The sequence below is a fragment of the Mesorhizobium sp. M0292 genome (genome assembly GCF_040321695.1).
GTDB lineage: Bacteria > Pseudomonadota > Alphaproteobacteria > Rhizobiales > Rhizobiaceae > Mesorhizobium.
This window is the reverse complement of sequence record NZ_JAMYSB010000003.1, coordinates 406879-429125: the sequence shown is the minus strand read 5'-3', so window position 1 is coordinate 429125 and position 22247 is coordinate 406879. Positions and strand designations below refer to the sequence as shown.

24 protein-coding genes are annotated in these 22247 nt (G+C 63.3%); 9 read left to right on the top strand and 15 right to left on the bottom strand.

Annotated features, from left to right (window positions below; translation table 11 throughout):
* Positions 1–379: 379 nt before the first annotated feature.
* Positions 380–1294 carry a dihydrodipicolinate synthase family protein gene (locus NKI96_RS06955; protein ID WP_352803461.1) on the bottom strand — a complete coding sequence of 305 codons (915 nt, stop codon included), beginning with the start codon at positions 1292–1294 and terminating at the stop codon, positions 380–382.
* A 264-nt stretch (positions 1295–1558) separates the two neighbouring features.
* On the opposite strand from NKI96_RS06955, the gene NKI96_RS06950 reads away from it, so the two are divergent.
* Positions 1559–2491 carry a LysR family transcriptional regulator gene (locus NKI96_RS06950; protein WP_352535449.1) on the top strand — a complete coding sequence of 311 codons (933 nt, stop codon included), beginning with the start codon at positions 1559–1561 and terminating at the stop codon, positions 2489–2491.
* Here NKI96_RS06950 and NKI96_RS06945 read toward each other — a convergent pair.
* The 3 genes from NKI96_RS06945 to NKI96_RS06935 all read right to left on the bottom strand — a co-directional run bounded on the left by NKI96_RS06945 (position 2442) and on the right by NKI96_RS06935 (position 4636).
* Entirely contained in the window at positions 2442–3173 is a 732-nt protein-coding gene (locus tag NKI96_RS06945; RefSeq protein WP_023820937.1) for an SDR family oxidoreductase, read from the bottom strand. The genes NKI96_RS06950 and NKI96_RS06945 overlap by 50 nt on opposite strands.
* A gap of 163 nt (positions 3174–3336) precedes the next feature.
* On the bottom strand, positions 3337–3945 hold the full coding sequence (locus tag NKI96_RS06940) for an NAD(P)-dependent oxidoreductase (RefSeq protein ID WP_023667893.1): 609 nt from the start codon (positions 3943–3945) through the stop codon (positions 3337–3339).
* 52 nt (positions 3946–3997) lie between these two features.
* Entirely contained in the window at positions 3998–4636 is a 639-nt protein-coding gene (locus NKI96_RS06935) for a DsbA family protein (RefSeq protein WP_023740596.1), read from the bottom strand.
* Between the two features lie 102 nt (positions 4637–4738).
* On the opposite strand from NKI96_RS06935, the gene NKI96_RS06930 reads away from it, so the two are divergent.
* The 4 genes from NKI96_RS06930 to NKI96_RS06915 all read left to right on the top strand — a co-directional run bounded on the left by NKI96_RS06930 (position 4739) and on the right by NKI96_RS06915 (position 6432).
* Complete coding sequence (locus NKI96_RS06930) at positions 4739–5650, top strand: LysR substrate-binding domain-containing protein (RefSeq protein WP_023699792.1); 912 nt, start codon at positions 4739–4741, stop codon at positions 5648–5650.
* Positions 5651–5746: 96 nt separating this feature from the next.
* A complete protein-coding gene (locus NKI96_RS06925; RefSeq protein ID WP_023732219.1) occupies positions 5747–6022 on the top strand; it encodes a hypothetical protein in 276 nt (91 codons plus the stop codon).
* Positions 6023–6097: 75 nt separating this feature from the next.
* Positions 6098–6313 carry a hypothetical protein gene (locus tag NKI96_RS06920; RefSeq protein ID WP_352758133.1) on the top strand — a complete coding sequence of 72 codons (216 nt, stop codon included), beginning with the start codon at positions 6098–6100 and terminating at the stop codon, positions 6311–6313.
* The gene (locus NKI96_RS06915; protein WP_352758134.1) at positions 6286–6432 is read left to right on the top strand and encodes a hypothetical protein; all 147 of its coding nucleotides are present in this window, start codon (positions 6286–6288) and stop codon (positions 6430–6432) included. The genes NKI96_RS06920 and NKI96_RS06915 overlap by 28 nt, the downstream gene beginning before the upstream one ends.
* A 77-nt stretch (positions 6433–6509) precedes the next feature.
* Here the strand turns inward: NKI96_RS06915 and NKI96_RS06910 are convergent, their stop codons facing one another.
* The 9 genes from NKI96_RS06910 to NKI96_RS06870 form a co-directional block, all read right to left on the bottom strand.
* Positions 6510–7532, bottom strand: a complete 1023-nt coding sequence (locus tag NKI96_RS06910) for an ROK family protein (protein ID WP_352803457.1) — start codon at positions 7530–7532, stop codon at positions 6510–6512.
* Complete coding sequence (locus tag NKI96_RS06905) at positions 7532–8257, bottom strand: ribulose-phosphate 3-epimerase (protein ID WP_352803455.1); 726 nt, start codon at positions 8255–8257, stop codon at positions 7532–7534. Before NKI96_RS06905 ends, NKI96_RS06910 begins: the two co-directional genes overlap by 1 nt.
* A gap of 4 nt (positions 8258–8261) precedes the next feature.
* Positions 8262–9083 carry a sugar phosphate isomerase/epimerase family protein gene (locus NKI96_RS06900; RefSeq protein ID WP_027050140.1) on the bottom strand — a complete coding sequence of 274 codons (822 nt, stop codon included), beginning with the start codon at positions 9081–9083 and terminating at the stop codon, positions 8262–8264.
* Positions 9084–9123: 40 nt separating this feature from the next.
* Positions 9124–9966, bottom strand: coding sequence for a carbohydrate ABC transporter permease (locus NKI96_RS06895; protein ID WP_352803452.1), 843 nt, complete (start codon positions 9964–9966; stop codon positions 9124–9126).
* 4 nt (positions 9967–9970) lie between these two features.
* A complete protein-coding gene (locus NKI96_RS06890) occupies positions 9971–10867 on the bottom strand; it encodes a carbohydrate ABC transporter permease (protein ID WP_352803449.1) in 897 nt (298 codons plus the stop codon).
* Between the two features lie 139 nt (positions 10868–11006).
* A complete protein-coding gene (locus NKI96_RS06885) occupies positions 11007–12254 on the bottom strand; it encodes an ABC transporter substrate-binding protein (protein WP_023820943.1) in 1248 nt (415 codons plus the stop codon).
* A 115-nt stretch (positions 12255–12369) separates the two neighbouring features.
* Positions 12370–13515, bottom strand: coding sequence for an ABC transporter ATP-binding protein (locus tag NKI96_RS06880; RefSeq protein ID WP_352803447.1), 1146 nt, complete (start codon positions 13513–13515; stop codon positions 12370–12372).
* 89 nt (positions 13516–13604) lie between these two features.
* Positions 13605–14555: a PfkB family carbohydrate kinase gene (locus tag NKI96_RS06875; protein ID WP_352787659.1), complete on the bottom strand. Its 951-nt coding sequence runs from the start codon at positions 14553–14555 to the stop codon at positions 13605–13607.
* A 3-nt stretch (positions 14556–14558) separates the two neighbouring features.
* Positions 14559–15359 (bottom strand): beta/alpha barrel domain-containing protein, encoded by an 801-nt coding sequence (locus NKI96_RS06870; RefSeq protein ID WP_352787662.1) that lies wholly within the window; start codon positions 15357–15359, stop codon positions 14559–14561.
* A gap of 161 nt (positions 15360–15520) precedes the next feature.
* On the opposite strand from NKI96_RS06870, the gene NKI96_RS06865 reads away from it, so the two are divergent.
* The 3 genes from NKI96_RS06865 to NKI96_RS06855 all read left to right on the top strand — a co-directional run bounded on the left by NKI96_RS06865 (position 15521) and on the right by NKI96_RS06855 (position 18683).
* Positions 15521–16282 (top strand): DeoR/GlpR family DNA-binding transcription regulator, encoded by a 762-nt coding sequence (locus NKI96_RS06865; protein WP_023724284.1) that lies wholly within the window; start codon positions 15521–15523, stop codon positions 16280–16282.
* A gap of 254 nt (positions 16283–16536) precedes the next feature.
* Positions 16537–17682 (top strand): Gfo/Idh/MocA family protein, encoded by a 1146-nt coding sequence (locus NKI96_RS06860; protein WP_352803443.1) that lies wholly within the window; start codon positions 16537–16539, stop codon positions 17680–17682.
* Between the two features lie 14 nt (positions 17683–17696).
* A complete protein-coding gene (locus NKI96_RS06855; RefSeq protein ID WP_352787668.1) occupies positions 17697–18683 on the top strand; it encodes an alpha/beta hydrolase in 987 nt (328 codons plus the stop codon).
* Here the strand turns inward: NKI96_RS06855 and NKI96_RS06850 are convergent.
* Entirely contained in the window at positions 18664–19728 is a 1065-nt protein-coding gene (locus NKI96_RS06850; protein WP_352787671.1) for a LacI family DNA-binding transcriptional regulator, read from the bottom strand. The two genes, NKI96_RS06855 and NKI96_RS06850, sit on opposite strands and share 20 nt — an antisense overlap.
* Before the next feature lie 225 nt (positions 19729–19953).
* On the opposite strand from NKI96_RS06850, the gene NKI96_RS06845 reads away from it, so the two are divergent.
* Positions 19954–21339 (top strand): FAD-binding oxidoreductase, encoded by a 1386-nt coding sequence (locus NKI96_RS06845; RefSeq protein WP_352803441.1) that lies wholly within the window; start codon positions 19954–19956, stop codon positions 21337–21339.
* A 13-nt stretch (positions 21340–21352) separates the two neighbouring features.
* On the opposite strand, the gene NKI96_RS06840 is transcribed toward NKI96_RS06845, so the two are convergent.
* Complete coding sequence (locus NKI96_RS06840; RefSeq protein ID WP_352758141.1) at positions 21353–21997, bottom strand: YjbE family putative metal transport protein; 645 nt, start codon at positions 21995–21997, stop codon at positions 21353–21355.
* Positions 21998–22247: the final 250 nt, after the last annotated feature.

Below are 22247 nucleotides of genomic sequence, written 5' to 3'. Positions count from 1 at the left end.
TGGCCACAAACCAGCGCCGGAAAACCACCTCGCATTTGCCCTTGCCGTCTCTCTCCACGCCCAAAGCCTATAACGCAACGGGCCCACATGGGCAAACGATTTGCCGCGCATCGCTGCGCCGCGGGTTGCATCCATTGCCAAGGAAAATACCCAATCCGATCCGGACATTAGCCCAGACGAATGAAAACAGACTCAGTTTCAGATACCGCGATGGTACGCCTCGATTTTGACCGTTCAAGGGCCAATGGCGGTATTGCACTGTGCCTGAAAGGGGCTGATCGTCCGCGACCGCTTAAGCCCGTGTCGGCGTTAGAGGCGGCAGGCTCGTCACTTTAGGCCGATTGAAAAGATGCGAGCATGTGGGTTGCGCCAACCGCCATCATGCGTGACCTCGGCCAATGTGATCGGCTGCGGGACCGAGCGCAGTGAGCAGCGCCTTGCCGCTTTCCAGCGTCGCATTCTCATGCGGCGCGCGCAGGTTGAGCCAGCGTTTGTCGCCGAAGCGCACCGCCAGCACGGCCTTCATCGCCGGGATCAGGCCTGCATCCTGGATCACCTTGCGGAACGCCCTGATCGCGGCGTCCGCTTCCGTGACGTCTTGGCCAGCGATCGTCGCGTCGTAGAGCGCGCGGATGGCCGCAGCGTTGAGATTGACGGTCGCGGAGATACAGCCCGCAGCACCACTGGCGAGCCCCTTGGTCAGTTGCGCCTCCGAGCTGGGGAACACCGCGACGTCGGGTGCGGCGGCAATCACCGCCGCCGTGTTGTTCCAGTCGCCGGCGCTATCCTTGTAGGCGACGACCGTCTCTGGAAACGCCGCGCTCAACCGGGCGGTCAGGGCAGGGCTTACCGGCACGCCGGAGTTCTGCGGGATGTGGTAGAGGATCATCTTCAGCGCCGGGTTGGCCACCCTTTCGATCAGCTCGCTGTAGTAGCGCGCCTGGCCATCGTCCCCGGCGGCCGTGTAGAAGAACGATGGCAGCACCATCACGGCGGCGCAGCCGAGGCCGACCGCGTGCTTCGACAGTTCGACGGTTTCGGGCAGTGCGGTGACGCCGGTGCCGGGCATCATGCGCCCCGGCGAAATGCCTGATGCAACCAGCCATTCCAGCGCCTGCATGCGCTCGTCGAGCGAGAGCGACAGTGCCTCGCCCGTGGTGCCGAACGGCGACAGCAAATGGGCGCCCTGGCCCAGCACCCATTTGGCATGTGAGATCCACAGGTCACGGGCAATGCGGCCATCGTTCTCGAACGGCGTCAGGATCGGGGCGATGGTTCCTTGCGGGCGGGGCATGTCGGTCCTTCCATCGGTGCTGGAAATCAGCTTGGCATAGAGCATACGTGCGATGCGATCTGCCAGAGGCGATCTCTTGGGCCACCGCGCCGGCCGTGGGAAAACTTGCGGGTCATTGCCGCGAAATTCTGGCCCTTCGGTCTGCCGCAACCAGATGACGCCGGCGTCAATGGGTTGCAAATGGACCGGGGTTGCAAATGGACCAGGGTTGCAAGTGGACCAGCCAAGCCCGAAATGTCGAACAGAGACAGATCCGGAAACGGCATGCACCCACGATTGCTCAAGACCTTCCTCGCCGTGGCGCGGCACCGCAACATCACCCGCGCAGCGCGGGAGGTTCATCTGGCGCAGTCGAGCGTCAGCGACCAGATCCAGTCGCTGGAAAGCGAACTTGGTGTCGTCCTCTTCATCCGCTCGCGCCACGGCCTCGACCTGACGACGGCCGGCGACGCGCTGAAACCCTATGCGGAAGAGATTCTGCAACTGGCGGAGGAGGCGCGTATTGCCGTCGAGGCAACGACGGGAATGACCGCCGGAACGGTTACGGTCGGCGCGCTGGAGACGATTGCCACGGTCAGACTTCCGCAATGGCTGGCGGCCTTTCGAGGCGACCACCCGGAGATCGGTCTGCGGCTGAAAATCGCCGGCAGCGATGCCCTGCTGCGGCAGCTCGAAGAGAGCGAGATCGACGTCGCCTTCTGTTTCGACAAGGGCGGTCTGGACGAACGTCTGGCCCGGCGCACGATATCGGCCGAGCCGCTGGTCCTTGTCGCCTCACCCGAACATGCGCCCGCATCGGGGCAGAGCGACCTGGCCACGCTCGCCGCGATGCGTTTCGTGGTGACGGAAACCGGATGCGTCTACCGGCATCTGTTCGACACTGCCTTTGCCGAGATTGCAGCGCCAGAACTTGCCGCCGAAGTCGGCAGCATCGGCGCCATTGCGGGCCTGGTGGCGACTGGTGTCGGCATGGGCCTGGTGCCGCGGCTGGCCGTTGCCGACGCGCTCGATCGCGGCGAGATCGTCGAATTGCCATGGCCGGGTTCGGCCCGCACGGCGTCGCTGGTCATGATCTGGCGCCGCCGGCGGGTGCAACCGCCGGCGCTGAAACTGCTGCTGGCTGCCGCGGCCAGGAATTTCGCTGCGCTCAGATCAGCCGGTGACCGCCCTCGACATGCAGAACCGTCCCTGTCGTAAAACCGTTGCTCATCAGGAAGGCGATGGCATCGGCAATGTCGTCCGGTTGCCCGACGCGGCCGACCGGCAGGCGCCTGGCCATTGCATCGAGCGTCTCGTGCTTCTTGTCGCCGGCCACAAAACTCCAGATCGGCGTGTCGACCCAGCCCGGCGAGACGGCGTTGACGCGGATCGGCGCCAGTTCGACCGCCAGCGCCCGCACCAACCCTTCCAGCGCAGCGTTGACGGCAGCGACGACGGAGCCGCGCGCGGCAGGTCGATAGGCGGCGATGCCTGAGGTGAAGGTGATGGAACCGTTAGCCGAAAGCTGCGGCGCGCCATATTTGGCGAGCAGCAGCGGCCCGTAAAATTTGCTTTCGACGACCCGCTGCGCCGCCTTCAGGTCGACTGAAGGCAATAGCTCATAGGCGCCTTCGATGTCGGCGGCGGTGCTGACGATATGGTCGAGCCGGCCAATTCGCTTGAACAGGTCAGCGACCTGATCCTCCCTGGCGATATCGGCCGCGACGGCGCTCAAAGCGGAAGGGTTCTGCAGCGCCTCGCCGGCACGCTTGAGCCTGGCTTCACTGCGGCCGACGATGATGACTTCGGCGTCTGAGTCCAGGCACCGCCTTGCCAACGCCAGCCCCATTCCGGAGCTGCCGCCAATGATAGCGATTTTCGATTTTGCGATGTCTGCCATGTTTCCGTTCCTGTCCTGAACCGCTCCGGCGAGAGTCGCAGACCGGCGGCAGGAGTGGAAACGGAAGAAAGCGATAGTGCCATCGGAGGCTCCGATGGCACTATCGTCGATAGCAACGGACGCGGGCCGCTCCGTCGAGTGCCCGCCTGTCAATGAAGTGCGCTCAGTAGCCGACCGTGAAGCGCTGCTTGATATGCGCCGGCTTTTCGATCTCGTCGGCCATGACGATGGCATAGTCCTCGAAGGAAATGCTGCTGCCCTTGTCGGACGTCAGCAGCGTGTCCTTGCCGATGCGGTATTTGCCGGTCCGCTCGCCGGCGACGAACAGCGCCGAAGGCGACAGCAAGGTCCAGTCGAGATCGTCGACCGTCCGCAGCGTGTCGAGGAAGTCGGCGCCCTTCTGTGCCTCGGCCTTGTAGATATCAGGGAAGGTCGGCGTGTCGACCAGGCGCTTGCCGGGCGCAACCTCAAGGCTGCCGGCGCCGCCGACGACGAGGTAGCGTTTGACGCCGGAAGCACGCACGGCTGCGATAAGCGTATCGGGATCGCTGTCGAGGAAATGAACCGAGGAGATCACCGCGTCATGACCCTTGATCAGGGCGGCAAGGCCATCCTTGTCGAAGACGTCGCCCTTCTTGGCAGTCACGCCCGGAAGTGCCGCGATCTTGTCTGGATGCCGGGCAATGGCGGTGATGCTGTGCCCGCGATCGGAGAGTTCCTTAAGCAGGCGGGAGCCGACCTGGCCGGACGCGCCGATAAGTGCGATTTTCATGGGGATTTTCCTTTCGTCTGGGGAGAATTTCATCTGGGGAGAATTTCTGGGATTACGCCGCCTCGATGTGAGCGACGAGATTGTCGTAGCTGCCGAACAGCGCGTTGGCGCCGATCAGGCGCGGCGCCGTTTGGCCGATCACCGCCAGCGCGGGAACGCCATTGGCATGCAGCCGTTGGAACAACATCCGCCCGCGGCTGACCAGGTCGTGATGCTTCGCCAGAAACGGCTGCGTCGGCGCTTTCAAGAGCTTTGCCGCGTCGCTCATGCCGGCGTCGGTCAGTACCGCGGCGACGCCGTCAACCGTCACAATATCGCGGCCGTCGACATAGCGCGCATGCTGGATCGCCTTCAGTGCCGCAAGTTCCTGGCGCCAGTCGTCCAGCCCGGCGGCGTTGATGCCCATGGTGGCAGCGGAAGAATCGAGCAAGGTGCCGCTGACATTGAGCACATTGTCGAGATAGGCCTGGCTGAAGCGCTGTCCGCTCAGCCGCGCGATGCGCTGGTCATTGTCCCAGGCGTGGGCGGCAAAACCTGTATCCAGCGGCCGCGCGCCGGCACCGGAGAAAAGCCCCACCGGCAGCAGTTGGAGCGCGGTCCCGCCGGCGGCCAGTCGATCAAGCATCGGCGTGGCGCCATAGCACCAACCGCAGAGCGGGTCGAAAAGATAGGTTAGGGTTGCATTGGTCATGGCGGCCTCATTCTGTTGCCCGATAGATGACAGCTGGACCGCTTGCGAAAAATAGCGATCAATCATACAAACTGTCTGATAAAATCAGACAATGAGTGGCCTGTGACCGAACTCCTCAATCTCAATCGGCTCGTCTACTTCGCCACCGTGGTGGAGACCGGCTCGTTCACGGCCGCTGCCGACCGTCTCGATGTTGCCAAGGCTGTGGTCAGCCATCAGGTCGGCAAGCTCGAAGAAGAGCTTGGCGCCACGCTGTTGCGGCGCACGACCCGGCGCGTGACGGCGACCGAAGAGGGTCGTCTGTTCTATGACCGGACCGCGATCATCCTGCGCGAGGCGGAGGCAGCCTATGGCGACATTTCGCAGCGAGCGGCGCAGCCGACGGGGACGCTGCGGCTGACGGCGCCGCTCGATTATGGCGAGAAGGTCGTGGCGCCGACCATCGCCGCCTACATCAGAAAATACCCGAAAATGCGGGTCGAGACGATCTTCGACGATGCGGTCAGCAACCTGGTCGACGAGCAGATCGATCTTGGCATCCGCGTCGGCTGGCTTGCCGATTCCAGCAATCTGGCGCGGCGGCTGGGCAGCCTGCAGCAATTCGTCGTCGCCAGCCCGGAACTGGCCGCCAGGCTGCCTGGGGAAGCCAGCCCCAGGCAGGCGAAGTCGCTGCCCTGGGTCGGCAACGCCCAGTTGCGCGGGGTCGGCCAATGGCTGTTCTCGAGGGGCACGGAAACGGTGCTGGCCGAACTCAACCCCGTCGTCAGCTGCGACAAGACACCAGGCGTGCTGTCCTGCGTGCTGGCCGGCATCGGCCTCGGCATCTTTCCGGATTACAGTGTCGCCGACGACATTGCGCGCGGCCGGCTGGTTCGGGTGTTCGCGGACTGGACCTTGCCGTCCGGTGGCATCCATGCCGTCTTCCCGCCGGCGCGCTTCAGGCCGGCCAAGGTGCGCGCTTTCGTCGACCTCCTGGTTGCAGCCGAACGGCGGCGCGCGCGCAGTGCGGGCTGATTTCGGCACCGGCCGGCAATGCCGGCGAGGGAACCTTTGTTCGGCAGGCGCTTTTGGATATGCTGCGATTCCGAACCGTCAGAAGGGGTACTGCCGATGACCACCAAGATCTTTGCGACCTGCATGCTCGCTCTCGCTGTCGGCTGCAGCCTGTCCACAGCGGGTGTCGCCAAGGACAAGCATCGCCATCGTCAGCCAGAACCCGAACGCTACGTCCCCGCCCATCGCGACCTCATCTACGCCCTGTTCGGCGGCCCGCGCTACTATGACAAAATGCTGATCACCACGGCGGCCGGCCCGTGCTCTTACGACCGGGTCGGGCCGGACGCGAATGCGCTGAACAAGGTCAACGATCACCATTGCGGAAAGTAGATTGGTCCCAAAGGCGGGGTCCTGCGTCCCAGGGTTACCGGATGACGGCCGCCGCGAACACGATAGAGACAGTCGATGACCGCTGGTGAGAAATGGTCTCCGTCCGAAAAGAAAGTCGCCCGCACTGCCTATGACGCAGCGCTGAAGGTGGCGCTCGACAAGACGCTGGCTGAACTCAAGAGCAGGGCCCACGTTGCGGCAACGCCTTACGAAATGTGGGATGTCGAAGACTTCTGCTGCAGCAGCGACGGAAGATCGACCAGATGTTCGACTATCGCTATTCACAGCTAATACAGGTCTTCGCCAATCTCATCCGGCAAGGCTATCTCGAGGAGAATCTCCTTGTTGGCTTGTCGGAAGACAAGCGGCAAACGATCCGAAAATACGCCAGGTGGAATCGCGAAGGGTAGGGGTCCTCTTCGGGGACCTTGGCGCTGCATTCAAACTGGACCATTCACCATCTTCGCGCGCGCCGCGCAGCTCGAGTTCAGCCATGGCGTGCCTCCGTGGCATCGGGGGTCGCGCCTCTGTCCTTGTCGTCCTGCGCCATCGCCAGCGGCGCACCGCCTTCCCACAGGATCAGGCTGGCGGCGCCGATCAGCCCGGCGCGGTCGCCGAGTTCAGCCTGCACGATCGGCACGTCGCGATAGGCCGGCATCGCCCGCTGCTGGATGACCGCTCTGATCGACGGTGCCAGAAGGTCGAACCCGTTGGAAAGGCCGCCTCCCATGACAATCAGATCGGGCGAATAGAGATGAAGCAGGTTGGTGAAGCCGATGCCCAGCCATTGTGCTTCCGCCTCGATCAGGTCGAGAGCGTTGGCGTCGCCGGCCTTGGCAGCCTCTACGACATGCCTGGCCGAGACCTCGCCGTCATTTGACAGCCGTCGTAAGAGCGAGCCGTCGCCCGGCGCGGTCAGTCGCGTGGCGCGGCGGCCGAGCGCGGTTCCGGAGGCAACGGCCTCGAAGCAGCCGATGGCGCCGCAAAAGCAGCGGTCGCCTTCACCGGTGATGGTCATGTGGCCGATCTCGGCCGCCAGTCCGCGCCTGCCGTGATAGATGTGGCCATCGGCGACGACGCCGCCGCCAATGCCGGTCGATACGGTCACGAACACCAGCGATCCGCTGCCGCGTCCGGCGCCAAAACGCCATTCGCCGAGCGCCGCCGCATTGGCGTCGTTTTCCAGCCGCACCGGCAGGCCGAAATGCCGCCCCAGAATGTCGATCAGCGGCACATCATGCCAGCCGGCCAGCGTTGGCGGCGCGATCACGATGCCCGCCTTGGGGTCGAGCGGTCCCGGCGCACCGACGCCGATGCCGGCGACGTTTGCCTGCGGGTGTTCCTTGAGGAGCGTGCCTGCCAGAGCGACGATCTGGCTGATCACCGCCTCGGATCCCGCACCGGCAAGCGTCGGCGCTGAAGCATGAGCGACGATGCGGCCATCGCTTTCGACCAGCGCACCGCGCAGCGCCGTGCCGCCGAGATCGAAGGCCAGCGCAAGCTTGGTCATCAGGCGGCGACCTCCAGCCCGTGCAGCCAGGCCATGCGCCGGGCAAGGTCGGGATCGCCGAAGGCCAGCGAGCCCAGCACCACGGTCTCCGCACCTGCGGCGCGCAGTAAGGGCACGGTCTCGTGGCGGATGCCGCCATCGGCGGCGAGCACGATGTCGGCCTCGCGGCCGGCTTTGCGCATCAGCACGCGCGCCTCGATCAGGCGCGGACACGCCTGCTCCGACAGGCTTTGGCCCTTGACGCCGATGGAAGTGCCGAGCAGCGTCACGAACGCCACTTCCGGCAGGAAGGGCGTGACGGCCGCGACCGGTGTTTCCAGCCGCAGCACCACGCCGGCCTCGGCCCCGAGTTCACGCGCCAGTTTCACGGCGCGCAGACCGGTCTCGCCGTTTTCGGCGTGCACACTGATCAGGTCGGCGCCGGCCTCGATGAACTGGCGCGTCTGTTCCTCGACGATCTCGGCTTCGACCATCAAATGGACATGGATAGGCTTTGCGGTGAGCTTGGCGATGTGCGCCACCAGGTCCGGGAAGAACAGGAAGCCAGGGGTGAAGCGGGCGTCGGCGACGTCGATATGATGAACATCGACATGGGTCTCGATGCGCTTCAAATCGCGCTCCATATTGGCGAGGTCGGCCGACCACAGCGAAAACTCGCCGATCAGCCGGTAGCGCGGCAGGGCAGCGATCGCGGCGGGGCCGGACAGGGGCTTGTTCGTCGTCATCGTCTCAGGCTCCGTAGCCGCGCATTGTCTGGCGGTTGGTTTTGACGGCGCCGGCAGGGTCGGCGGCGGCCGTTTCGGACTCTTCCTCCAGCACCAGCCAGCCGTTGAAATTGGGTGCAGCACCAGCGATCTCGATCACCTTCGCCGTGTCACAGACGCCCTTGCCGAGCATCGCCCAGGTTCCATTCGCGTCGACATCCTTCAGATGCACATAGCGGATGCGGTCGCGATAAGTGGTGAGCGTATCCGCCATGTCCTGGCCGCCGCGCAAGATGTGGCCGGTGTCCGGCACCCAGCCGACCAGCGAGGCGTCGACCAGCCCGAAGATGCGATCATAGTCGGCGCGGTCGAACAGCAGCGTGTTGTGATGCGAGCTTGGATGCACCGCGACCTGGACGCCGGCCTCGCGCCCGAGCTCGCCGGCTTTGTTGTAGACCTCGGCGGCGATGGCAAACTTGTCGTCGCGCGGCCCGTCGGAAACGATCGTGGCCGAGCCCATCGACACCAGCGCGCCGGGAAAGGCGGCGGCGAAGTCGATCCAGCGTTTGGCGGTCTCCAGATCGGCGCCGATCTCATCCCTAAGCGTGAAACCGCTCTTGGAGCCGAAGGCGAAGGAGACGAGCGTCAGCCCGGATGACTTCAGCGCGGCGGCGAACTCCGTTGGCTTGCCGGCATAGCGGCCGATCATCGTGTCGGTGATCTCGATGCCGGCATAGCCGCCATCGGCGATCGCCTTGAGCAGATCGTCCGGGCTGCCGGCAAAACGGTCGCCGAGCATTTCCCAGGTAAAGGTCTGGCAACCGACTTTCAGGTCTTTCACGGTCATCCTTTCGTTTCTTGATTCCACTCTCCGTTGGAGGAACATCCTATTTGACCGACCCTGCGGTCATGCCGGCGAGGAAGAACCTCTGGGCAACGAGGTAGATGACCAGGAGCGGCAGCGAGCCGAGCACGCTCATCGCCATCATCTGGTTCCATTCGAAGGCGTGTTGTCCCATCAACAGCTGGATGCCGATCGGGACGGTGCGCATGGACGTTGACTTCGTCAGCGTCAGCGCAAAGAGAAATTCGTTCCAGCACAACAGGAAGGTGTAGACCGACGTCGCCACGATACCGGGCAGTGAAATCGGCACGATCACCCGCCACAGCGCGGTCCAACTGGTGCCGCCGTCGACAGCCACCGCTTCATCGAGGTCGCGGGGCAAGGTGTTCAGATATCCCGTCATCAGCAGGATCGCATAGGGCAGCGTAAACACCAGATAGGTCAGAATCAGCGCGACATAGGTGTCGAAGATGCCATACGAGACGACAAGCCCGAAAAAGGGGATCAAAAGCGTGATCGGCGGGATCGTCTGCGTGCTGATGATGAGAGTGTTGAGGCTGCCCTTGCCGCGGAAATTGAAACGGCTGAACCCATAGGCCGCCACCAAGGCGATCAGCACCGTCAGCACGGTCACCGCTCCGGCGACGAAGTAGCTGTTGAAGAAGAAGCGCAGCTTTACCGGATCACCAAGGATGGCCGCATACGCTTCCAGCGTGAAGGCCTTCGGCAGGACGGTTGGCGGCAGGGCGAAGATTTCGGTATTCGACTTGAACGAGCTGCTCAGCATCCAGTAGATCGGGAAGGCCGCGAACAAGAGGCCTGCGGCAAGCGCGACATGGAGCGCGGCGGTGATCAGCCTGTCTTTCGGTGTGTGTCTTTTCCTCATGTGACTACCGAGCCTTTTGATAGCGGATGTAGAACAGCGTCAGGCCGAGAGAGATCAGCAGGATGACCACGGCGCTCGCCGAGGCCTGCGACAGGTTGTAGCTCGAAAACGCCAGCTTGTACGTGTAGGTGCTGAGGACCTCGGTCGAGTAGATCGGACCGCCACCCGTCGTTATCCAGATCAATGGAAAGACCTGCATGGTCCAGATGAAGTCGAGCAGCGAGATGCTGATGATGATCGGCATCAGCTGCGGAATGGTGATGAAGATCAGCTTCTGGTAGGCCTTCGCGCCGTCGATATCGGCGGCCTCGTAGAAATCCTTGGGAATGCCCTGCAAGCCTGCGAGCAGGCTGACCATGAAAAGCGGGTAGCCCGCCCAGATATTGGCGAAGGTGACGGCGTGCAGCGCGGTCGCGGGCGAGGAAAACCACTCGACCTTGGAACCGATGATGCCGATCTGCATGAGAACACTGTTCACGACACCATTCGGCTCAAGCAGAAGGCGCCAGATCACCGCGATAATCACCGCGGTGAACAGCCAGGGCAGTATGTACAGCACGCGCAGGATGTTGCGCAGCGTCGGATTGATGCGGTCGCTGTTCAGCATGAGTGCGAAGAGCATGCCGATGGTCATATGGAAGACGACACTCATGCAGGTGAAGTAGAGCGTGTGCCACAGCGAGGCCCAGAACACCGGATCGGCAAAGATCGCCTGGTAGTGTTTCAATCCGGCAAAGGACGGGTCGCGACGCAGCACCGCGCTGTTCTGGAACGAATAGCCAATCACCGTCACCATCGGCAGCAGCATCAGAAGGCCGATTATGAGGAGCGAGGGTGACAGATAGAGATAGGGTGCGACCGCTCGTTTCAGTCGATCGTGGGAGCGCTTCTGCCCGGTCATGTGCCACCCCTGGGGTATGCCTTCAAGAGGAAGGTGCGCTTCGCAAACAGGTCCATCTCAAATTGCCGATCCGTTGTTGACGGGTGGCCTGGCCGAGGCCGGGCCCCCCGGCGGAAGATAGCAAACGGGAACAGGCAGCTCAGAATTTCTCCACCCAGCCCTTTTGAGCGTTGGCTGCGGCTTGTTCCGGAGACTGCTCGCCGGCGAGCATCTTCTGGGCTTCCACATCGAACTTGGTCATCAGGTCTTCGGCCACCGGCAGCCCCGTGAACTCGTTGGCGAGATAGCCGGTCTTGAAGATTTCGAAAGCCTTGGCGAAAGCCTTGTCCGAGGTCACGAAATCGGGCTTGGCGTTGACGTTGCCCGGGAAAGCGTTTGCAAGCGACACGAGCTTGGCATTCACCTTTTCACTCATCAGATATTGGACGAGCTTCCAGGCTTCATCCTGATGTTTCGAGGCGGCGGAGATGCCGATGCCCCAGGAGGCATAGGGAAGGCCGCGCTTGCCGTTGTAGTCCGCCACGACCGGGACCGGGATGAGGTCGAAGTTCAGCTTGGGATTGCGTTTGCGGATGAGATTCACATGCGCGAGCGAGTCGATCATCATTCCGACCCGATCGTTGACGAATTCCTCGACCTTTTCCTGCTCGGTCTTGGTGGCAATGCCGGGCGAGATGACGCCGGCGTCGTTCAGCGATTTGACGAAAGTGAGCATATCGACGACCGGCTTGCCCTCGAGAGCCGGCTTGCCTTCAACCATCATCGATTGACCCGAGGCCCAGACCCACGACATCAGGTCGTTCTGGACACCGGACGGCGTTTGCAGCGACAGGGGCAGCACCCAGCCATACTGGTTCTTGTCGGCATGGGTCATCTTCTTGGCGGCTTCGAGAAACTCCGCGCGGGTCGACGGCAGCTTGGTGACGCCTGCCTGGGCGGCGAGGTCCAGATTGACGAAGACCGGATAGACGAACGAAGCCACGGGAAACATCACCGCCTTGCCGTCCACCTTGATGATATCCGCGACCTGGGTCTTGTCAAACCCGCTCGCATCCATCATCGGGTTCATGTCGGCCAGCGCACCCTGCGCGTTCAGATTGTTCACCCAGGCGCCGTCGAGACCGACGACGTCGCTGAGCGTTCCGGTTGCGGCGCCGACCGAGATCTGGTCTCGCGTAGTCGCATAGGGACCGCTGACCAGCGTCACCTTGATGCCGGGGTTTGCAGCCTCGAAGTCGTTCATGATTGCCCTGAGCGATCCCGCCGGCAATTCGGGCTCCCACCATTGGGTGAATTCCAGCGTCGTGTCCGCCATGGCGCCGGTTGCACCAAGCAACCATGCGGCCGCGGCTATTTTCAGCATCGCGGGTCGTATCCGAAACATCATTTTCTCCTCCTTCTTCAAGGTCGGCCGCACAATGCGGACGATCGTCTGTTCATTCAGAAGCCTTCTTGTATCTTCCGCAGGCACCTCGCTCCCGCCCGCGGTCTTCCGCAGATCTTCAGATCGCCAGATGCGTTTCGGGATCGAAGAAATGGAACTTGGCATCATCCACGGCCAACCGGATTTCCGAGCCGGAGCGGACGGCGCTGATCGGCTCGAACCTCGCCACCGCGTTCGACGCCAGGCCGAAATCGTCCACCGCATCCGGATCGCCGGAGTCCACCCGGACCGCGTCGATGTTCATGTGGACGATCTGTTCGGAGCCGAGTTCCTCGATCGAGGTCACCCTGGCCGGTATCGTCTGATACTTGCGACCGGATTCAAGGCTGCTGTCATAAAGATCCTCCGGTCTGATCCCGAACACGACCTTGCGCCCCGCATACGACCTCAAGGCCGGCCTGCGCACGAAGGCTGCATCCTGCAGCCGGACGGCGAAGTCGCGAAAAGCGAGCTCGCCGCCCTTCAGGGTCGCCTCGAAAAGGTTCATCGAAGGAGAGCCGATGAAGCCGGCAACGAAGGCGTTAACCGGCGATTCATAGAGCCTCTTGGGTGTGTCGACCTGCTGCAGCACACCGCCTTTCAACACCGCGACTCTGTCGCCCATCGTCATCGCTTCGATCTGATCGTGGGTCACGTAAATGGTCGTGACGCCGAGCTGCTTTTGCAGGCTGGTGATTTCGGCGCGCATTTGCACACGCAGTTTCGCATCCAGATTGGAAAGCGGCTCGTCCATGAGAAAGGCGGCCGGCTCGCGCACCATGGCGCGGCCCATGGCAACCCGTTGACGCTGCCCGCCTGACAGGTTCGCGGGTTTGCTGTCCAGCAAAGACGTCAGCTGAAGAGTTTTGGCGATCTCGTCCACGCGCTTCTTGCGCTCGGCCTTCGGCTTGCCTGCCAGCCGCATCGAAAAGGCGATGTTTTCGGATACCGTCATATGCGGGTAGAGCGCGTAGCTCTGGAAGACCATCGCGATGTCGCGGTCCTTGGGCGGCATGTCGACGACGTCGATGCCGCCGATCCGAAGGCTGCCGCTGGTGATGTCTTCCAACCCCGCGATCATTCGCAACGCCGTGGATTTGCCGCAGCCCGACGGCCCGACGAGAATCAAGAACTCGCCGTCCTTGACCGATAGGTTCAACTGATCGATTGCGCGAAAACTGTTCCCGTAAGTTTTGCAGATATTCTCAAGAATGACTTCTGCCATATTCCTCCCTCCACAAGTATAAGCCCCGATTTTTATGATTCTCCTGGGCTTGTGTTCGCCTGCGAAATGTTTCCTCGGATCGTTTCAGTTCATGCTCCAGCATCGACATGCGCATTTTTCAGTTGGACTACTGACGGCGCGTTCGCCGATGCCAGGAGTTGCGTGACCTGGTCCTCGGTCGGAAGCGCCTCGCGCCCGCCACGCCCCGTTATCGAAACGGCCGCCGCCGCGGCCGCGAATGCCACCCGGCCCGCAGTGTCGGCTCCGCGCGTCAACGCATGGGCATAGGCGCCATGAAAGCAGTCACCCGCGCCTGTGGAGTCGACGACCGCAACCCGGTGCGGGGGCAGGTGCCAGAGACCTGTCTCTTCACGGCCGCGATAGTACACACCCCTGCCTCCATCGGTCAGAACCACGGCGGATCGGGATGGCAACCACAAGGCATCGAGCATCTCGGCAGGCGATCGGCGCCCCGTGGCAGTCCGTGCAAAGCTAAGTGGAAGAATGAGATGGTCGCAGAGCGCGATCAGCCGCTCCGTGGCGGGGCCGCTGCTCCATTCGATATCGCCGAGGATCGCAAGGCCGAGATCGCGAGCCCGAGCCACGACATCCAGCGACCCGGTCGCATAGCTATCTACGATCAGGACGGTTGCGCGGCTGAGGATATCGTCCGGAAAGTCCGGAGCGGTGCCCAGCATCGCATCGTCGTCATACGCGATGAACCTTTCCCCGTCCGAGCCGACGGTGATCCGCGAGTGCACCGGGCGCGCGTCGGGATGGCGCGGCGCGAATGCGGTTTCGATACCGCTCGCCACGAGATCGAACTGCACCGCGTCGTCCGCGGCACTGGCCAGCCATCCGACGAACCCGGCGGTTCCGCCGAGCCGCGCGACGGCGGCCAGCGCCGTCGCGACATTTCCCCCGAAGGCGCGGGTACTTTGCAGAACCTTACCCTTGCCCGCCGACAATGGCTGATCGACGTAGACGATGTCGTCGATCGCAATAGCGCCGAAGCCGAGGATCGAGGGGATGGTGGGCATCGTTCAGGCACCCGCCTTCGCCAGGGCGTCTTGCGCCGAAAGGCCGTCATGGATGACGCCGCGAAAGGCAAGCGCTGCCTTCTCCGGATCGCCGTGCCCCCAGAGATTGCGGCCGACCACGGCGCCGCGCGCGCCGGCACGGATGGCATCCGCCGTCTGCTGAAGCGCGCCGAGCAGCGTATCGGTCTTTGGACCGCCCGCGATGACAACCGGCACCGGGCAGGTCCGGACGGTCTCCCGGAACGACTCGAAATCGCCGGTGTAGCCGATTTTGATCACGTCGACGCCGGACTCGTAACCGATGCGCGCCGCATAGGCGATCTCGTCGGGGGTGAAGACGATCTTTGCTCCGTCGGTGAAATCGCGAGGGTAGATATGCGCCACCACAGGCATGCCGTAGCGGGCCGCCGCATTCACCGAATCGGTCAGCCAGCGTATGTATTTGCCCTCCGTCGCGCCGCGCACCGGAATGGCCACGGCCAACGCATCGGCCCCCGCGCGCACCGCGTCCTCGGGCGTTGCGATCAACTCGCTGATGCGATCGTCCGCAGTGAAGCAGCCCGCCTGAATCACCAGGGAAGCTTTGCCCGCATATTGCGGCCACAGATGGCGCGCGGTGCCAGGCTGGATGCTGACGTAGTCGGGTTTGCCCGCCATGACGCGTGCGAGCGCACCCGGCAGGTCGGCAAGGCCGCCTTTGCGCACGTCGCCATAGCCGACGAAGTGGTCGACCGCGCCGCCAAAAAGGTTCCCCGATGGATGCGAGAAGAGGCGCGCGAGGCGCACCCTGGTTCCTAGGCTCATGAGTCCAAAATTCCCTGATCGGTTGATTTAAAAATGCCAAATCCAGTGTTTCCGAAAGAAAAAAGAAAAACAATCTTTCGAAAGCTTTCGAATCTGCATATTTCCGGTAAGGTGAGCCGAGGCCAGGGCGATTGCCTGGCCCGGGAAGGCAAGGCAGGGCAATGTTGTCGGAGCAGAGACGCCAATCGATCCTGGGCGAGGTGCAACGCAGCGGACAGGTTCGCATCAAGGACCTGTCGGACGGGTTTGGCGTCTCGGAGGTCACGGTGCGCTCCGACCTCGAAATACTGGACCGCAAGGGACTGCTGACCAAGACCCGTGGAGGGGCGGTGACCCGGACCACCGATTCGACGACGGCCGCGTTCGCGCGGCGGATGCAAACGAACCTCGACGCAAAGAAGCGCATCGCCCGGGCGGCGCTCGACCTTTTCGAGCACAACCAGTCAGTCATCTTCGACGGTGGCTCGACCTTGATGCAGCTTGCCATGCAGTTACCGCCGCTCAGCAATGTCGTGGTCGCGGCCACGGCCATGAATATCGTGCAGCATCTTATGCATCGTCCCGGGCTCGACGTTCATATGATCGGCGGCCGGGTCTATCCCGACACGGTGAGCACGCTGATCACCGATGCCGATACGGCTCTCGGCGGCCTGGTAGCGCATCAGGTCTTTGTTGGAGCGCATGCGATAGACTCGTCACTGGATGTGGTCGACGTGAACGAAGACATGGCGCGAACGAAGCGAAACCTCGTTCGCATGGCCCGGCGCGTTGTCCTGCTCGCCGATTCGAGCAAATGGGGCGTCAGCGGGACGTCCAAGGCATTTTCGCTGTCGGCCGTCGATGTGGTGATCACCGACGATGGCCTGCCCGGTCCAATACGCAGCGAGCTTGATAGGATCGGGGCCAAGGTGATCTATGCCTGAACCCATCCCGGTCTCTGATGCGCGACGGAAAGCGCGCATGACCCACGGGCTTCGCAGCGGCCGTCGGCCGTTTTTCATGCCGGTCATGTTCTCCTCCTCACGCTGGCGGCCTCCCATCCTGCGCCAGAACTCTCACATGCTCTATAAAAATTTTACGCGCGTCAACATTTAAAGTCCTGTATAGCGGATTGCGGGGGGTCGTGGGAACTGCAACGGTTGCGCAGCATGCCCTTGGCTTGAGAGGAAAGCTGGAAATGCACGGATCAGAGACAAAGCTCGGCATCGGTGTCATCGGCTGCGGCAACATCTCGATGACCTATCTGCGCAATGCAGCGCTCTTCGGTGGTGTCGAGCTACGCGCCTGCGCCGACATTTCCGCTGACATGGCTGAGCTGCGCGCCAGGGGATACGGCATCCGCGCCCTGGGCGTTGACGCGCTGCTGGCCGACCCCGATATCGACCTCGTGCTGAACCTGACAATCCCCGCGGCGCATTTCGACATTTCGTTGTCAGCGCTCTCGGCGGGCAAGCATGTCTTCACCGAAAAGCCGCTGGCAACCTCCGCCGCCGACGGCCGCCGCCTTGTCGCCGAGGCCGCGAAGCGCGGCCTGCTGATCGGCTCGGCGCCGGACACATTCCTGGGTGCAGCCGGCCGCCGCGCGCGCCGGCTGATGGATGACGGCGCCATCGGCAAGCCGGTGACCGGCACCGCTTTCATGATGGGGCGCGGCATGGAGCATTGGCATCCCAATCCGCAATTCTATTATCAACCCGGCGGCGGTCCGGTGTTCGACATGGGTCCCTATTACCTGACCGTGCTGGTCAATCTGCTCGGGCCGGTCGAGCGCGTCATGGCGATGGCGACGCGCGGCCAGGAGGAGAGGCTGATCACGGCCGACGGGCCGTTCAAGAACACGACATTCAAGGTCGGCACGCCGACCAACATAATGTCGCTGCTCGAATTCCGTTCCGGCGCCACCGTCACCTTCGGCGCCTCCTGGGACGTGTTCAAACACTCCAACCATCCGATCGAACTGCACGGCACCGAAGGCTCGCTCAGGCTACCCGATCCCGACACGTTCGGCGGCACGGTCTCGCTGTCGGAACGTGGCGCCGATTGGGCCGATTTCGCCAGCAAGAACGAACTCTACGGCGCCCGCAACTGGCCCTATGCCGCGCCCGACCGTGCCAATTACCGCATGCTCGGCGTCGCCGATCTGGCGCGCGCGCTGGACGCGGGCAGAAAACCGCGCGCCTCGGGCGAGCTGGCGCTGCATGTGCTTGAGATCATGGAGGCGATCCTGGCCTCGGGCGAAAGCCGCGGCTCCGTCGCGGTCAACGGCACGGTCGACCAGCCGCCGCTGCTTGGCGAAGACGAAGCGGCAAGCCTGCTTGCCTGACGGGAGATTCGTCCGTGACATCGCCACCGTCCCTGTCGACACTCGATTCGGAGGCCCGGCATTTGCTCGAGCTCGGCAGCCAGGCCGGCGCGCCGCCGTTCGAAACGGGAACGCCTGAGCAGGCGCGCCGTGCCTACAATGAAGGCTTCCCGACCCTGCAAGGCGAGCGCGAGCTGGTCGCGTCGATCAGCGAGCGCATCATTGCAGGACCCAGCGGTCCGCTGAGGCTCAGGATCTATCGCGGGCAGGGCGCGCCTTCGGCAGGCGCTCCGGCGCTGCTTTATCTCCATGGCGGCGGCTGGGTGATCGGCAATCTCGACTCGCATGACGAGATCTGCCGCTGGTTCGCCAACGAGGCGGGCGCTGTCGTCGTTTCCGTCGACTACCGGCTGGCGCCGGAACACAAATTCCCGGCGGCAATAGAGGATTGCCGAGCGGCACTTGCCTTCATGCAAAGCGCCGCGGACGAACTCGGCATCGACGCTGCCCGCATCGCGGTTGCCGGCGACAGCGCCGGCGGCAATCTCGCCACGGTGCTCGGCCTGCTCACGCGAGGGGACAAAAATCCGCCGGCAGCGCAGCTTCTGTTTTATCCCAACACCGATGCCGGGCAGACGTCCGACAGCTATCGCCGCTTCGCCGCAGGCTTTGGCCTGACCGCCTCGACCATGGCCTGGTTCCGAGATCACTACATCCGCGACGCCGCCGACATCGTCGACTGGCGCATCTCACCGCTGAAGGCGGATAGCCTCGCCGGCGCGCCGCCCGCCTTCATCGCCATCGCCGGTCACGACATCCTCGCCGACGAGGGCGAGGCCTATGCCAGGCGTCTGCACGAGGCCGGCGTGCCGGTCGTGCTGGAACACTGGCCCGGTCAGATCCACGGCTTCGTCTCTATGGGCCGTCACGGCCCGGCAGCGAGACAGGCGGTTGCCGCCGCCATTGCCGCGTGGCTCAGCTTCGATCCCGCCTTTGGAAATTTCAAGCGGACTGACGCATGACCAGGGCGGCGTCAAGGCTGACCTTCGGCGCGACGTTCGCCCTATCCTCGTTGAGCAAAGCGAGCAATGTCTCGACGCTGCGCCCCGCCATGGCGGCAAAATCCTGCGCGATGGTGGTCAGTGCGGGGCAGGTGTAGCGGCTCAGCGGATGGTCGTCATGGGCGGCGATACGCAGGTCGCAATCGGCCTTGCGGCCGATCTTCAGCCCTTTCGCGAAGGCTGCCGCCATCACGCCGAAAGCCAGGCGGTCATTCGCACACAGTATGGTCTTGCCGGGCAGACCTCCGGTCTTGCCGGACAGACCTCTGGTCTTGCCCGGCAGGCCGCTGGCCCCGAGCATCTGTTCCATCTGCTCGTAGCCGATGCGCTCGAAATCCCATGTGTAGTCTCGGGTGTTGCCGATAACCACCGGGTCCTGGCCAAGCTGATGCATCGCGGCGATGTAACTGTTCAGGCGCTCCGGCGAATTGTGATTGACATGCGGGATATCGAAATAGACCGGGGCGTCGCCGGAGCGGCAGAGATAGTCGACGATGGTCGAGACGCTCTGGGCATTGTTGTTGCCGACAAAGGGCGTGCCGCCTTCGAGATAGGTATCGAAATAGACGACCGGCATTGTCTGGGTCAGCTTCTCCAGCGCGCGCCGGTCCGAGCGCAAGCCGAGCGGCGCGATCAGCGCGCCCGAAACTTTCAGCGACAGGATGGTACGTGTCGCCTCCATTTCGAGCTCGGTTGAGCCATGCGAGGAGATGACGATCGGCCAGTAGCCCTCGTCGCGCAGCCTGAGCTCGATGCGGCTGACCATTTCGGAATAGAAGGGATCGGTGACCGTCGGTACGACAATGCCGATGGCGCGGGTGCGCTTGCGGTTGAGGTTGCGGGCAAACAGATTGGGCTGGTAGTCGGACGACCGCAACGCCTCTTCGATGCGCTTGCGCGTTGCCGGCTTGACGCTGGTCGGATCGTCGAAATATTTCGACAGCGTCGGCCTGGAGACGCCGCAGGAGCGGGCGAAATCCTCCATCGTCTTGTGCGTCATTGGCATTCAATCCTCGTCTGGCACGCGCCAGAACCTCGGTCATCCCTTGACGCTGCCCACGGTCCTGCAGCCGGCGCGTCCGCCACGCAACGGCAGACGAAATTTACAGGAAACGTCAGTGGGTTCAACGCGCAATGACAGATTATACCGTGCGTAAATTTGTTCAATTGACGCGAAAATTGTCGCGCATCAAAGTCTCGGTCACAAAGAGCGCTGAAAAGTCCAGGCACCATGACACAACAGATCGATCGGCTTCTTTCCCAGCTATATCGTCGGCTCGATGCCGCCGCGATTGTGATCGGCGATGCTATCGATCCGCGCTATGGCGACGACCTCTCCGGCAAGGGCGGCGGCCAGCCCGAACTGGTCTTGCGTCCGCGCAACGCCGCCGACGTCGCCGAAATCCTGCGCCTATGCAGTGGTATCGGCCAGAAGCTGGTCGTCCATGGCGGCCGCACCGGGCTGGCCGGCGGCGCGCGCGTGCAGCCGGGCGAAGCGGTGCTGTCGCTGGAGCGCATGACCGCGGTCGAAGCGCCCGACCGCGCCGCGGCAACCATCATCGCGGAAGCCGGCGCGCCGCTGCAAATGGTGCAGGAAGCGGCCGATGCGTCCGGCCTGATGTTCGGCGTCGATATCGGCGCGCGCGGCACGGCGACGGTCGGCGGCAACATCGCCACCAATGCTGGCGGCATTCGCGTGCTGCGCTACGGCATGTACCGCGCCCAGGTGCTGGGGCTGGAGGCCGTGCTTGCCGACGGCTCGATCCTGACTTCGTTGCGTGGCCTGGCCAAGGACAATTCGGGATACGATCTCAACCAGCTTTTCATTGGCAGCGAAGGCACGCTGGGCGTGGTTACTCGCGCCTGCCTGCGGCTGCATCCCAAGCCCGCCACCGAGGTTGCCGCCTTTTGCGCCCTTGGCTCGCTGGGGGCGGCCATTGCGCTGCTCGACCTGCTCAAGCAGCGGCTCGGTCCCTTGCTGTCAGCCTATGAGGTGAATTTCTCGCCGCTCTACGGCTCCATGATTGCCGGCATGGCGGCGCCGGCGCCGCTGCCGGCCGGCGCGCCGGTTTACGTGCTGGCCGAGATCCAGGGCAATCAGGCCGAGCTGGACGGCGAGCGTTTCGCTTCGGTGCTGATGCAGGCGGTCGAAGACGGCATCGTCGCCGACGTGGTCGTCTCGCAGTCGCCGCGCGAATTCCGTGCGCTATGGGATGTGCGCGAAGAGGCCAACCGCTTCCTGTTTGCGATCGAGGGCATGATCGGCGTCGACATCAGCATCCCGTTGGCGACCATGGCGGGTTTCCTGCGCAACGCCGAAGCCGCGATCCACGCCGTCGACAGCCGCGCCGAGATCTACGTCTTCGGCCATCTCGGCGACGGCAATCTGCACTATCAGGTCGACACCACGGAACCGGCGGCCGCCTATGAGATCATCTATCGCGGCGTGGCGGCATGCGGTGGCGCCGTCTCGGCCGAGCACGGCATCGGCCTCGACAAGAAGAAATGGCTGAACCTCGTGCGCAGCGACGCCGAACTATCAGCCATGCGCCGGCTGAAGGTGGCGTTCGATCCGCACAACATTCTCAACCCAGGGCGGATTTTCGATATCATTTGATCGCCAGGAGGATCTAGCTTGCAACTGGCGAGAGCAGCGCGTGGAAGTCGACCGTTCTCATCTGCTCGACGCCGTCCAGAGTCATATTTCCCGCGACATAGACGATGATTGCCAGACCGAGCCAGCCGATCCAGCGATACCTGGCAAGCAGCGCCGCCACCAGCGTCGAGGCGACCGCCATCAGAACCACCGACAGGATGAGACCGAACACCAGCGCATTCATGTCGTGGGCGGCGGCGCCCGCCACGGCCAGCACATTGTCCAGCGACATCGAGACATCGGCGACGACGATCTGCAGGATCGCGGTGCGCAGCGCCTTGGCCGGCCGCGCCGTCGCAAGTGCTGCGGCTTCAGTGTCGACGTCCTCGCCGTCGCCGGCCGAGCGCAACTCCTGGAACATGTTCCAGCACACCCAGAACAAAAGCATGCCGCCGACCAGCATGATCCCCGGAATTTCCAGCAGTTGCACCGCGATCACCGCAAAGACGACGCGGATCACCGCCGCCGCGGCAATGCCGGCGATGATCGCCTTCTGCCGCAACGCCTTGGCGAGGCCTGCGGCCGCCATGCCGATCACCACGACATTGTCGCCAGACAGCACAAGGTTGATGGTGATGACTTCCAGATAAGCGGCGACAGTCGTCTGGTCGAAACTCATAGAGCGGTCTCCCCGGAAGGCTCCGGCTGGTTGCGGCGGATCGGACCGATGTCTGCGCAAACGCGAAGACAGCTGATTTGAGTGCAGCCCGGCATTGAAACAAGACGCCAGCGCGGCCAATCGGTCCTCATCCACGGAATTCATCGCCGGGTCGTGATTTCCGACCAGAAATGCCCGTCCCAGAATGCCCATCATGGAAGGGAAGACAAAAGCGTTCCGCTTGCCTATCAATATTGCCGACCAAAGGAGA